At 50.1% G+C, this 13,074-nt stretch carries 11 protein-coding genes; 4 read left to right on the top strand and 7 right to left on the bottom strand.

Features of this window, described 5'->3' with window-relative positions; genetic code table 11:
• Positions 1–78: 78 nt before the first annotated feature.
• The 5 genes from APAR_RS06325 to APAR_RS06300 are packed head-to-tail and all read right to left on the bottom strand — an operon-like array spanning position 79 to position 6,063.
• A complete protein-coding gene (locus tag APAR_RS06325; protein WP_012809315.1) occupies positions 79–354 on the bottom strand; it encodes a DUF3006 domain-containing protein in 276 nt (91 codons plus the stop codon).
• Entirely contained in the window at positions 354–1,715 is a 1,362-nt protein-coding gene (locus APAR_RS06320; RefSeq protein ID WP_012809314.1) for an MBL fold metallo-hydrolase, read from the bottom strand. Before APAR_RS06320 ends, APAR_RS06325 begins: the two co-directional genes overlap by 1 nt.
• A gap of 38 nt (positions 1,716–1,753) precedes the next feature.
• Positions 1,754–2,605, bottom strand: coding sequence for an alpha/beta hydrolase-fold protein (locus APAR_RS07195; protein WP_049754787.1), 852 nt, complete (start codon positions 2,603–2,605; stop codon positions 1,754–1,756).
• Between the two features lies 1 nt (position 2,606).
• Entirely contained in the window at positions 2,607–4,880 is a 2,274-nt protein-coding gene (locus APAR_RS06305; protein WP_012809312.1) for a cation:proton antiporter, read from the bottom strand.
• Positions 4,881–4,926: 46 nt separating this feature from the next.
• The gene (locus APAR_RS06300; protein WP_012809311.1) at positions 4,927–6,063 is read right to left on the bottom strand and encodes a YdcF family protein; all 1,137 of its coding nucleotides are present in this window, start codon (positions 6,061–6,063) and stop codon (positions 4,927–4,929) included.
• Between the two features lie 418 nt (positions 6,064–6,481).
• Between APAR_RS06300 and APAR_RS06295 the strand changes: the two genes are divergently transcribed.
• From APAR_RS06295 to APAR_RS07510, 4 genes are all read left to right on the top strand, one after another.
• Positions 6,482–7,540 carry an NAD(P)-dependent alcohol dehydrogenase gene (locus APAR_RS06295; protein WP_012809310.1) on the top strand — a complete coding sequence of 353 codons (1,059 nt, stop codon included), beginning with the start codon at positions 6,482–6,484 and terminating at the stop codon, positions 7,538–7,540.
• A 112-nt stretch (positions 7,541–7,652) separates the two neighbouring features.
• Positions 7,653–8,678, top strand: a complete 1,026-nt coding sequence (locus APAR_RS06290) for a GTP-binding protein (protein ID WP_012809309.1) — start codon at positions 7,653–7,655, stop codon at positions 8,676–8,678.
• A 345-nt stretch (positions 8,679–9,023) separates the two neighbouring features.
• The gene (locus APAR_RS07515; RefSeq protein WP_425357244.1) at positions 9,024–9,134 is read left to right on the top strand and encodes a DUF5049 domain-containing protein; all 111 of its coding nucleotides are present in this window, start codon (positions 9,024–9,026) and stop codon (positions 9,132–9,134) included.
• The gene (locus APAR_RS07510; protein ID WP_425357247.1) at positions 9,089–9,229 is read left to right on the top strand and encodes a DUF5049 domain-containing protein; all 141 of its coding nucleotides are present in this window, start codon (positions 9,089–9,091) and stop codon (positions 9,227–9,229) included. Before APAR_RS07515 ends, APAR_RS07510 begins: the two co-directional genes overlap by 46 nt.
• 44 nt (positions 9,230–9,273) lie before the next feature.
• On the opposite strand, the gene APAR_RS06285 is transcribed toward APAR_RS07510, so the two are convergent.
• Both APAR_RS06285 and APAR_RS06280 read right to left on the bottom strand, forming a co-directional pair.
• Positions 9,274–10,653 (bottom strand): restriction endonuclease subunit S, encoded by a 1,380-nt coding sequence (locus tag APAR_RS06285; protein ID WP_012809308.1) that lies wholly within the window; start codon positions 10,651–10,653, stop codon positions 9,274–9,276.
• Complete coding sequence (locus tag APAR_RS06280; RefSeq protein WP_012809307.1) at positions 10,654–13,044, bottom strand: N-6 DNA methylase; 2,391 nt, start codon at positions 13,042–13,044, stop codon at positions 10,654–10,656.
• Between the last annotated feature and the right edge of the window lie 30 nt (positions 13,045–13,074).

The following is a 13,074-nucleotide window of genomic DNA, read 5'->3' as shown; positions in this document are numbered from 1 at the left end:
GTTATGAGCTCGCAGGGTGTTCTTTGTTGTTAGGGTATGAGTTACGTGCTTTGCTGAGGGAGAGTGTGGGGGGGGTGGCTACTCGTCCTTTGAATATGCGTCATCTTGGTAGGAATCATCTTCGTTATCATCGCGCACAAGCAAGGAGTTGAACAGCTCATCGATATCGTTTTGACGTTGGGTTGTCTCTTCCTCAGCTATCGTCCACACACCGTCTTGGTAGTAAAGAATATCACCCTGGCAAGCGTTACTTGGAAGCTTGTGGCGAGAAATGGTAAGCATATTGCCTGATTGATCATTTAGCTCAAGCACGGCAAGGTTGTTGTCTTCAAATCGATCAATGATTGCTTTCATTACTTAGTCCTCGATGTCGACGACGTGCCAGATTTTTCTGGTGAGGTAGGAGCAACAACAGTGCCGTTCTTCTCGCCAGATATTTCAATGGTTGTACCATCGCAGGTAATGGTAATAGTTCCGTTAGCTCCCGTTCCCCAAATCTCAACGGAATGTTTGTGGAGGGCGTTTAAGACTGACTTCATGGGGTGTCCGTAGGAGTTATCCAAAGCGTAAGAAATGAGGGCGTAAGTGGGCGATAGCTTGCGGACCAGTTGCTCATTTGTACCTGTTCTAGAGCCGTGATGGGAGAGCTTGAGCACGTCGATGTGGCCTGGATTGCTCTGAAGGATTGCGCTTGTAGGTGCATCTCCCGTGAAAAGAAACGTCTTGTTGCCAATGGTTAGTTTGATAATTATCGAGTAGTCATTGGTATCGGGAAAATTTGCGTCTTTGGCTGGCCAAAGAATTTCTATCTTGTAGTCATCGGTTTGGTCGATGATGGTCCCTGCTTCAGCAAGGGTTATTTGTAGGTTATTGTTCTGAATAGCGGTTAGAAACTTTCTGTATGTTGCCGTGTTGTTTGTCTTATTTGGTGCGTAAATGGTTCCGATTTGGGTGCTGGAAATGACGTCCGCCATGCCACCAATGTGATCTTCGTCAGGATGGGTAGCTACCAGGTAATCAATCTTCTCTCGACCAAGTTCATGGAGCACCTGAGAAATTTTTGGACCTGAACCTGTAGGACCGGCATCGATAAGCATGGTTTTTTCGGGAAGTGCAATGAGAATTGCTTCTCCTTGGCCAACGTCGATAAACTTGATGGTTACGTTTGTGTTTGCCAGCGAGGTTGTGGATGACGTGTCGGAGTCTGTCTGCGAGGGTGCGTTGGTCGCTTGAACTGTGGCTTGTTGACCTGATACGCCCGCGGTAGAGACGGTAGTTGGAAGCGGCTGCGTCAGTGCAGCACTAAAGTAGAGCGCTATACTCAGTGAGGCTAATGCAATTCCGGCTTTTTGTTTTCCGGCGTACCGCTTGTGGAGCTTGAGCTTGCCTTTTATGAGTTTTTTGGAAGCATTGGCATCTTCGTAAATGAGGTTTAGAGCGCTCTCGATAACCGGGTACGAAAGAATTGCTGGTAGAAGATAAGAAAGCAATGCTGGTAAGGCAAATATTTGAGCTAGGACGATTGTGCCAACAATCAGCGTCGTATTTACAACAAGTCTTGTAAGCCCTGATTTCCAACCCTTGAGATACAACTGTGGAACGCCAAAAATGCCAAATATCAAGGAAAGAATGAGTGCAAAAAAGTAGTTAGATTGCTCGCCAGAGGTTGTGCTGGGCGATTCAGTTTTGCTGTCAAATTGCGTTGAGTTGGGCATAAGACCTTTCTGGCATGTACGTTCTGAAGAATCTTACCCTATTTGAGCAGCCAGTCCAGAGCTTTTTGCATTCTTCCCTCAACATTTTGAAAGTGATTTCCACGGTTTAGCTCAAACGTCGAGGTTATCCCCGCGTTCACTAACTTGTTGGCGAGAAGTTCTGCGTTTTCTCGTACGTGCATTATTTGTGGATTGGGAGTCCGTGCTTCTCGGTCTCCCAGTGAAAGATAGGCGTGTGTGAGGCCGACTGCCTTTGCACTGAGCTGATGGTCTACGTAGTCCAAAAGGCCTGGGAACCAAAATGATCCCGATACAGATCCGATGCGCTGGAAGGTTGCGATGATGGGGGTGTCATCGGGCTGCGGTGCGGCGGTGGCGCTGAGCTGCAACGAGGCGGGAGCGCAGGGCTGGCAGCCGCATGCGGCCTGCTTTGACGTGCTGGACTGCGACACACCAGCCCAGAGACTAAACAGTCCCGCGAGTGAATAGCCTACAAGCACTCTATATTTCGGTGGCTCGGTAAGCTCCGATTCTGCCCAAGGAATTATTTGGTCAATCAGCGTATCAAGTGTTTTCTGTGCGCCATCTCCAAAGTTGGGTCCCTTGGCAAAAACGCGTGGAGCGCACCAAGGCGAGAAATTTTGTTCCCACAGGTTAACGCCAACTGTTACTAGGCTGACGCTTTCAGGTACCTGGACGGAAGAGTTGTCGGCTACGTTTCCCAAGAGGTAAACAACAGGAGCGCCAGCTACAGAGGACATCTTCGTGTGGACGGAAAATCCGGAGATGGTCGTTTTTCTCGCCGTGGGGTTGGCGGATTGCGCGACCGCATTGATGTCGGGATGGGTGGTCGCATCGGTGACGGGGCGTGTGTCTGGCGTGGAGCTCATACTACTCACTCAAAGTCATCTGCAGGTAGTAGACGTTTTCGCGTAGGTGGGCGGCAACTTCGCGGTCAATGACGCCCTCAGACTGAAGGCGCGAGATCTGGTCCAACTCAATGCGCAGTGCGTTTTCTGCCACATCATCGGCGTACTCGCGAGCATTGGCAATCTGCTGCCTAAAATGCGGTGACATCTTATGTGAGCTCAGATTGTAAGGTAGAAGGTAAGAAACTTGAGTAGTACTAGAGCCGTGCTCATCGTTGATATTGATGCGGCTCCAAATGGACTCAATTGCCGACTCGTGGTCAATCATCAAGTTTGATGCAATGACCGCCATCTCTTCATCGTCGCCGTTTGCAATGCGCTCTAGGTCGTCGAGCCCTGCGTATTCCATCTCAAGCGCGTATAGACATGCCTGGTAGTAGGACTGGTCAGCATCCTCTAGATGTCTAATACCGCCATCAATGATGCGTTGTGCTGACAGCTTAAGCTCGTGGAGAGCAACGGCAAACCGTGAGCGGTGGTTTGTCTTTGCAGCAATGTTTGCAATAGGTCCGTAATAACCAACTGACCTGCGAATTGAAGTAATATCATCGACAATTTGGTCCCATGGAATGGGGTTGTTGGTCTTAACGTGACGCTTGCGAAGCTCCTCAAGACATTTCCGCTGTACTTCTGTCTCGTGAAGTATTACTTCTTTCATCAGTTTGCCTGAGTCGGGCGCGGTAATACGAGAAGCAAACAGGCGGTTGGTATAACGCGTGATAGTCAAACGAAGCGCAGGTAGATACTTTGACATAGGGTTTTCTGACTGTAGCATGCTCCTGAGTTCGGCAAGAGTTGCTTCCAAAACGGCAATCTCTCCTTTGTGGAGGCGTTCAGGTAGGTCAGAGTCAGCTTCCGGAGACTTGGACAACACAGGTAATAGGTTGTCTGCCAAGAACAATGTGGCGAGAATAACGCCGGCGGCAATGGTGATTAACAGATCCCTCTGTGGAAACGCTGCTCCGGACTGAGTTGCCAGCGGCAAGGTGAGGATGATCGACAACGTTACCGCGCCTTTTGCACCCGCAATGGTAGTGACCAGTACGTTTTTAATGAGCTCGGCAGATGTGATAGAGATAGGCTTTGGAATACACGCGGCTTTGGACTGGTTGAGGGGTTGCTCAGCACTTTGATTAGCATTCAGTTCAGCGAGCTGCTCGACGGGTTTCTCGCCATCGTCTTTCTCGTTATCTTTACCAGTGCAGAGGTGACCACCCTTGTGGAGCTTGTGAGTTTCCAGCGCGTAGAGCCATGCAAAGCGGACGGCATGCATAAACAGGGTAATTGCAGCAACAATACCTAGAATTTGCAGGATATTGAGGCCGCCGTTAGTACCAGGAAGTACGGCAAGTGGAAGCTGCATTCCCAGGAAGACAAAGATGGTGCCGTTGATGAGGAAGCTTATGACCTTCCATGTGGAATCAGATACCAGTTTTTGTCTTGCTACCATCGCTTTATTATGTTGTCTGCGAGGAAGTGCAATTATCAAGCCCGCTGCTACAACGGCCAGTACGCCAGAAACGTGGAAGGTTTCGGCAAGAAGATAGACAAGAAATGGCGTGAGTACTTCGTAGAGGACGTTTGCAACAGTGTCCTCATAGCCCAATCTGCCAAGCATTGCGTTGATGGCAGAGAAAGCAAAGCCTGTGACAATTCCCACTGCCACGCCGCCTACAAAAAGCACCGTGAATGATCCCGCTGCGTCTATCAGCGAAAACGTACCCGTAACAGCTGCTGCAACGGAGAATTGAAATGCAACAACGCCGGATGCGTCGTTAATGAGGGATTCTCCGGAGAGAAGCGTCTGCTGGCGATGGGTTAGATGAATGTTTGATTTAAGTGCGGTAACGGTGGCTGCATCCGTTGGTCCAAGCGCTGAAGCAAGTGCAAAAGCTGCAGCTAGGGGGATTGAGGGAACCATCAGATGGAGGGCGTAGCCGACCGAGAGAACACTGACAATCACTAGTGCAATTGCCAATGACAAAATACTGTTCAAGTTGAGGAGAAGCGCACGGATGTTGGTTTCTCTCGTCTCGTTGAAGAGGAGCGGAGCAATAAAGACCAGCATAAAGAGCTCAGATTCCAGATGCACTTCTTGGACGCTGGGTAAAACGAGTGCCACCAATAGGCCTATGACCACCTGTATTACCGGGATGGAGACGTTGACAAACTTGTCGATGACCGAGGAAGCTGCGACGCACGTCAAAACGATGAGCACAAATTCAAATGTCTCCAACTGACTTCCTTCCTGGTCGTAGGGGGCAATGAGGTGTACCTCGTAGCTACAAAACCCCTAGGAAGAAGAATACGTAGTCGAGGACGTTAATCAATATATAAATGCTAGCAAAAACCAAATATGGCCAGAGGTGCGCTTTAGTGATTGCAATAAACTCACGGATAAATGCCGTAGGCCAGTACCAGCCCTTTGTGTGAGATCCAATGCCGTCTGCTTTAAGGCCTAGATTGTGAGCGTATTCGGCGCAGCGGAAAACATGGAAATCGCTGGTAACAACTGCGGTGGTGAAGTCGGTACCTATGGTAGAAGCTGCGAAAGAACCGCTGGATGCGCTTGTGTCAACGCTGGTGGTGTTGGCGCTTGCTGTCCAGTCATTGTTGATAATGCCTATCGAGTATTTAAGATTTTCCCAGGTAGTGGTTGACTTGTCTTCCATAAGGATTGCATCGAGTGGAACGTCTTTTTCTAGAAGATAGTCGCGCATAGCTTGAGCCTCGGAGACAACTTCATCAGCACCTTGGCCTCCGGAAACAACAAACTTTCCGTGTTGATGTTGCTTGTTCCAAAGTTCGAGAGCCTTATTTATTCTGCCTGCAAGTAAAGGAGTTGGTCGCGGGCCATCAAGTCCGGCGCCATGAATAATGATGTAATCATAGGTGCGGCGACGGGGAAGGATTCGGTATATCCACGAATAGAACAGCAAAGCTACAAAAGTAAACGAGAACCATAGGCCCTCAAGCATAAAAAGCCCCAGTAAAACGACAACAATGCGGTGAGTATCTGGGTCCAAATAACTTACGATAGCGGGAGAAGCAATGAGCAAAATAAGAAATCCAGCCATCAAAAACGGCAACATTGATGTCAGCGAAAATCCATTATTTTTTACAACAACTACGGTGTTAATCAGTAAGAAAATAATGGTCAGAAAGGGTGTTAGCAGCACAAGAGCAACTAAAATTAATCCAAGAATATAGTTGTTAAACCTCAATACCAGAAGAACCGCGGACCATGCTAGAGCCGCAAATAGAAAAAGTGCATTGCGGAACTGTCGAGGTTCTTTGATAAAGGAGTAAATAAAAAGCACACCTGGAACAACTGCTGGAGCCAGTAAAAGCGCAATTGAAACTACATATTCCCAGTTAAAATGAGCTCCTGCGTCTCTCAATAGGTTGTCTAAAGGCATGCACGTTCCTTCCGTAATTGCTGGTTTTCTCCTTTAAATGAAGTTTATTTGGTGAGAAACCCGTCTGCAAGAATTATACCAGCAAGCTCAAAAGGGTTGGATTTGCATGATGTTATGTTTGCGAAACGTTACTTTACTACCGAGGCATTAGCGCGTATCACTCGGCGTCGCACACATACAACAGAAAATGGACAGTTGCCTTTTTGATTCGGCTAGCGGTTACCGTTCGCCGATAGGTGTTGCTCTTTATTGGCCGAAGGCTTGGTAAGAGGTGCGTCAGCGTATATATTGTTTACGTGCGCAAATATCAGATATTTGCAAATTGTGTATGAGCCTCGTCAGTGTCACGCGTATAGCGTGCTCCTCCACGAGGTAGGTAGTGTTTCATTGTTAGAAACACAGATTTTAGGAGGGTTTTATGAAGGGTTATGCAATGCTCAAGATCGGCGAGTCCGGCTGGATTGAGAAGGAGACACCAAAGTGTGGTCCTTTGGACGCAATCTGCAAGCCACTTGCGGTCGCAATTTGTACTTCTGATATTCATACTCTGTGGGAGGGCGCAATCGGCGACCGTCATAACATGATTCTTGGTCATGAGTGCTCCGCAGAGGTTGTTGAGGTTGGCGAGTGCGTTAAGGACTTCAAGCCTGGCGACCGCGTCCTCGTTCCTGCAATTACTCCAGACTGGAACTCTCTTGAGGCTCAGGCTGGTTACTCCATGCACTCCGGTGGCATGCTTGCTGGCTGGAAGTTCTCCAACTTCAAGGATGGCGTCTTCTCTGAGTACTTCCATGTAAACGATGCTGATGGCAATCTCGCTCACATGCCAGAGGGTATGGACCCAGCAGACGCTTGTATCCTTTCCGACATGGTTCCAACTGGTTTCCATGCAGTCGAGCTTGCTGGCGTTGAGTTTGGCGACACCGTCCTAGTCATCGGCATTGGACCTGTAGGCTTGATGTCTGTTGCTGGTGCTGCACTTCACGGTGCTTCTCGCATTATTGCTGTTGGTACCCGTCCAGTCTGCGTTGAGGCAGCTAAGGGCTACGGCGCAACCGACTTTATCTCTTACAAGGACGGTCCAATCTGGGAGCAGGTCATGGAGCTTACCGGTGGTAAGGGCGTTGACCGCGTCTGCGTCGATGGTGGCGGCTGCGAGACCTTTGAGGATGCTGTTAAGGCTCTCAAGCCTGGCGGAAAGATTGGTAACGTCAACTACCTTGGCTCTGGCGACTACGTCAACATTCCTCGCGTTGAGTGGGGCGTTGGCATGGGCCACAAGGACATTCGTGGCGGCCTCATGCCTGGCGGACGTCTGCGCATGGAAAAGCTCTCCAGCCTTGTTACTTCTGGTCGTCTTGACCTTCACCCAGAGGTTACTCACCTCTATCACGGCTGGGATCACCTTGAGGAAGCTCTCTTCACCATGCGTGATAAGCCAGCTGACCTTATCAAGCCAGTTGTTGTTGTCGATTAGGTAATTAATGAGGTAGCATGATTTAGTACGTTTAAGCTGGCGAGAAGTTCGGTTTTCTCGCCAGTTTTTTGCGTTGGTGGACGCCAACGGAGTTTAGGAAGCGGTTATATTCATGAAAATCCTTGTTGTATCAGGCTTTCTTGGAGCTGGTAAAACTACCTTCATTCAGGAGCTCGTGCGCCGGACTGGGCGTGATTTTGCTATCTACGAGAATGAATATGGCCAGGCAGATATTGATGCACGACGTTTAAGGCAGGACTCTGACCTCAAAGTTTGGGAGTCTACCGAGAATTGCATTTGCTGCTCGGGCAAGCAGGATTTTGCGACATCGGTGCTGACCATCTCAAACACTATTGATCCAGAGTATTTAATTGTTGAACCAACTGGCGTGGCTAAGCTGCAGAGCATTCTTGATAATGTGAATCAGGTGGCTTGGGAGCGTATTAGTTTGCTGGCGCCAGTTACTGTGGTTGACGCTGTTTCGTGGCAGACTCAGCGTGCTGATTTTCCAGAGATTTTTGACAATCAGCTGAGTGCAGCCGCAAGCGTTGTAGTTTCTAAGCTTGCTCCAGGCAGCGAGGATGCCGTTGAGCCTATTAAGCAACTTGCAGCAGAGTTGAATCCGCAGGCAGAGATTATTGCGGAGTCTTCGTATGCTGATATTCCTGACGAGTGGTGGAATGCTCTTTTGACTCGCTCGCTTGACGGCTCTGTTCTTACAGACGTGACTAGCGAGGAAGACGAGGGTCCTGATCTGGAGACTATGGCTCTAACTCACGCTGAGCTTCCAAGTCCAACGCATCTGATTTGGCTTTTGGACGCGGCGTCGGCTGGTGTTTTTGGAAAGCTTGCACGCGCAAAGGGCACGCTGCCGTGCGGTAATCAGTGGGTCAAGTTTGACCTGGTAGAGCGTGCATGGGCTATTACGGGCGACGAACCTCAGGAAGAGTCTAGGTGTGTGTTTATTGGTCGCGACTTGTTGCGCCATGGACTTCGTGAGGCATTTGTGCCGGCGTTCTGGCACGAGCAGTCGGACCTTGCTGATGAGCATGACCATTCACACTGTGATCACGAGCATGGCCACTGTGAGCACGAGGGTCACGAGCACGGTGAGCACTACGAGCACTACGAGCACTGAGTTGTGTAGCTCATAAAACTTGCAATTAAAAGAGCGTCCAACGTGGAGGTTGAACCAATGGATTAGCAGAAAGAAGCAATCTTAATCGACCTTCTTCAAGCGGGACGACGAGAAGAATAATCAAGCAAGAGCGAAGACTCGGAGCGTGGTTGTTCTTTTCTTGTCTCGAATAAAAGATTTGCTATCTGTGCTGTTTAGAGTGATGTATGTGCCTACTAGAACAAAGGGAGGTACCAAGCATGTGGAGCAAAGGAACAATCAGAATCCCGGACACGCAGGACAAGTAGATGGTCACGGTCTGCAGCTACTGCGTGAAATACTACAAGGAGCTGAGCGTCTTCTACGGTGTCAACTGTGCGAAGAAGGCGGCAGACGATAACCGATAGGATCAAGGAGCAGATACTCGCCATCTGGGACACCGGCAAGACGAACATGCTCGATACGAGCGCCGTCTAGCGCTCGCCTTCGAGAGCGACTACCATGAGTTGGTCTGCTACATTGAGGAGCACCGTCGTGAGTACTGGCACTTCATCCTGAAAGGCGAGGAATAAGGAAACGGGCGGAGATACGAATCTGCTCTCCGCCTATTTTGTCGTTATGCAAATATGCTCTTCTCGAAGTCCTCAGCGGTTTTTTGTTTTAGCTCTTCCGCTTTGGCGTAGAACGCGTCAGCGCCGTCTTTCGTAGAGTAGTACTTATCGATGATGGCTTGTTGCTCCGGAATTGACGGGATGGGAATTCTAATAGAGCCGATCTCGCCGCTGTTTATATTGCATTGCCCTGCGGTCTGCCTGCTCATGGTGTCTATTTGGATTCGCACCAGAGGAAGCATGAACATGATATTCACGTACTCCGGCAGGACGACCGATGTGTCGAAGCGGTAGCGTATGATATACGAGGCATAGGTGTAGTCGCCGTCGAGATTGAATACCGCAGACTTGCCAACCAGCTCTTTGCTGTTTGTTCTGTTGATAAGAAAGTCTCCTTTGCGAAGAAGCCACTTGTCCGGCTCCCTCGGAGTAACAGCGCTTTTGTATGGCAGATACTTAAGGCTGCTGCAGTCGATTTCGCCATTGACGATATTTGACATACGGAGTATGGGTATCATGCCGCTTTCCTGCTTGAGCGACGCCTTAAGAGACAGACCAAAGAGTGATTCCTTGGTAAGTTCTGAAATCGATTTGAAAGGACACTTGAAGCTACCGTAAACCCGCTCCAGCTTTCCCTTCTTGAGCGTATAGGCGACCTCCCAACGTGACATTGCAGCAAAGGGAACCGGCTGAATGATCGAGGAAGGCTTTTCTGCAGCAGACTCGTCCTTTTCTAGGTCGGAGACCTTTGACTGGATGTCGAAGAGCAGGCCGTCGCTGAAGCTATTGCCGTCGGATATGTTTTTCTCCGCCTCGGCGAGGGTGGCGTGATATTGGGCGAGTATTTCTTTTTGTTCATCTACTGTTGGTATCGGCGCTTTGATGCTTGCCAGCTTATCGAAGCGTAATGTTTGACGTACCGAGCCTGTAGTCGAATCGTTGATGAGAGCATTGAAATAATCGCTCTTCATCATCAGCCAGAGATATTCAGGAAGCAAAGTGTCTTTACAACTGAAGACAACATAAGCAGGGCTGATATACCCGCCTTGAAGCTCTGGGGTTTTGATGCCGATAGAGCCAACGTTAATTCGGTATGGGTTGTAGGCTAGCCAACCATCTTTGACAACATGGTACTTTTGCTTGATCTTCTTGCCTTTTTTAATGCTGGCATCAAACATTCCAATTTTGTTTGACACACCCAAGATGACAAACTTGTCTTCTGGATAATCTGAAAGTTGAACTTTTTCGGTTTGGTGGACGAGGTGTTTGCCAAGCTCCTCCACGGTATACGAGGACTGAATTATGTTCAGAAAGAATTGCTTGACATCCCACTGCCCAATGTTTGAAAAGAGCACTGTGGAGAGGAGAGATGCAGAATCATTCATTTAGTGCACCTCCTCGCCTTCCTCGAAAAAGACTCGTTGGAAGCTATCCTCATCTATGGGAATATACCGGGATGCCCGATTGTCCGTTTCCCACAGGGCATGCTCCTTGCGGTACGCCTTGTATTCCTCGACAAGAGCGGGCAGTTGGTTTCCCTCGGATGCCGCGCCCGTGGTTGTGATTCCGGCATCGTCAATCTTTGCGATGGGGATGTCGTAGTCGAAGTTCTTCTTGATGAGCGGCTTTACCTCTTCGATCATCCGTTTTTGCAGATCCTTGAGCGTCTTCTCCACCTCCTTCTTCTTTGTTTTGTTATCGGTCTGCTCTTGCTGGATGGCATTGATTTCCGCATTGATACTTGAGGTTTTCGCCTTGTCCTTCTTGGCCTGTTTCAGCCTGCTGCGGGCATCTTTGAGATCGTCCTTGAGCGTTTCGGTGACGGCGGTGCAGTAGGCTATGGCCTTTTCAAGCTCGTCGACCTCATCCTTATGCAGTGCGGCCACCTCGTCTGCTGCGGCCTGTTTGCACTTGGCGTACTTTGCTTCTTCTTCGGCGGTGAACTTCCGCATGAAAACGAGGCTCGGCTTTACTGTCGCACCTGCCGCAATGAACACGTCCTGCGGGATGGAGCAGATGAGGATTAGCTTTGCCTTTCCCTCGAAGTACTCGCGCACCGCTGCAAGGTTCTTGTTGTTGAGGACGCCTTCGGGCAGAACCATGCCCATGCGTCCGCCCTTCTTGAGAAGGCGCAGGCAGCGCTCCATGAAGAGCACTTCGGTGAGGGTGCTCGTGGAGCCGAGATCGTAGAGCGAGAGCAAGGGCTTTCCGATATGGTCGTCAACCTGCTTGAGCGCCTCGTCATATGCCTCGCCGTACTTGTTGCGGTACTTCTTCTTCATCTCCTCGTCGGTGAAGCGGTCGGCGTCCGTGATGGTCTGACTGCGGTCGACGTTCTGGCCGAATGGCGGGTTGGTGAGAATCACGTCGAAACGCTCCTCGAAGATGCCATTCACATTCAGAAGGCCGTCGTGGTGGTGTACGCCGCCGTGTCCGTCTCCGTGCATGATCATGTTCATCTTGGACGTTCGCGCCATGCGCGGGTTGGCGTCCGTGCCGTAGATGCAGTTGCGGGAAAGCTGCTGCATGCGACTATTGGTTGCACTAGTATCAAGCTCTGCGTTGAGCACGGCTTGCATCTTGTCGATAAGGACGGTGACTCTGATCTGCTCGTCTTCGGGTTTGCTCTCGAAATCGTCGCTTTCAAACTCCGAGCGCAGCTTCTCCTTCTGCTCGCGGATGTCCGCCTCGATCTTCTCGCGGACGTACTCGAAAGCCTTGATGAGGAAGCCGCCGGAGCCGCATGTCGGATCGCAGATGATCTCGCCCTCCTGAGGATCGATGATCTCCGTCATGAAATCGACGATGGTGCGCGGTGTGAAGAACTGACCCAACTCGCCTCTGAATGTCGTGCCAAGGAACTGCTCGAAGGCGATGCCCTTCACATCGTCTTGCGTATCGGATAGGTTGAAGTTTTCAAGCTTTCCGAGGATCTGGATGAAGCTGTTGTTCCTGATCTTGATCTCGTCGCTGTCCTCGAAGAGGTGGTCGTCTTTGAATTCCTCCTTCGTGGTGCTGAAAAGGCGCTGCATGTACGACTGTGAGTAGAGAACTGTGCCTTTGAGGCCGGGACGGATATTTTCCTCGTAGTTCTTCTCCTCCGCCTCGTACTGTTTTCTCGTGAACACCTTAGTGCCCCGTTGCTGGCGCTCGTAGCGTATCTTCATGAATAGCAGCTTGCTGATCTCGTCGAACGCAGCCTCCGGGGAAAGCTTGTCGTTGTTTCGGATGATGTTGTGGCATGCCTGAAGCGTCCGCGTGAACTCCTCGCGGGTGAAGGTCTTCGTGCGGTTCTTGATCTGCTCTATCTTCTTCGCATTATCGACGTCCTTCGCTGTCGGGATGCCGACGACCTCCTCCAGCTTCTGGGGAAGATAGGTTGGGTCGACGTTGAAGTATTTTGTTTCCTTCTCGTTCGTCGTGACGAAGAACTGGGCGTGCGCCCAAGACGCGTAGTTAAATCCTTGATAATAGTCCTCGACATGGATCTTGACGTTTTCCGCCTTGCATTCGACTACGATGAAGGCTGACTTGCTCTCGTCTTTTTCGTCTGTACTCTTCCAGATGACGATGTCCGCACGCGCCTTGCCTTGGCCTCGTTTGGAGTTGGTGACCTTGAGTTCCTGCGCCATTTGCTCGAGCTGGTAGCCGAAGTCGTTAACGAGCGTGCAGACGTATCGCTGCCTGACCTTTTCCTCCGGAGTGGCAATCAGCCACTTGTCCTTGAGCGGGCAGTAGACCTTGCCGTCCTTTTCTTGATATTTGAGTTTTGCCATGTTCGTTTTCCTCCACATATGCCAGAGGCG

The sequence above is a fragment of the Lancefieldella parvula DSM 20469 genome (assembly GCF_000024225.1).
In the GTDB taxonomy this organism is placed as follows: domain Bacteria; phylum Actinomycetota; class Coriobacteriia; order Coriobacteriales; family Atopobiaceae; genus Lancefieldella; species Lancefieldella parvula.
Note: the sequence above shows the minus strand (reverse complement) of the source record. Positions and strands in the feature narration are given on the sequence as shown.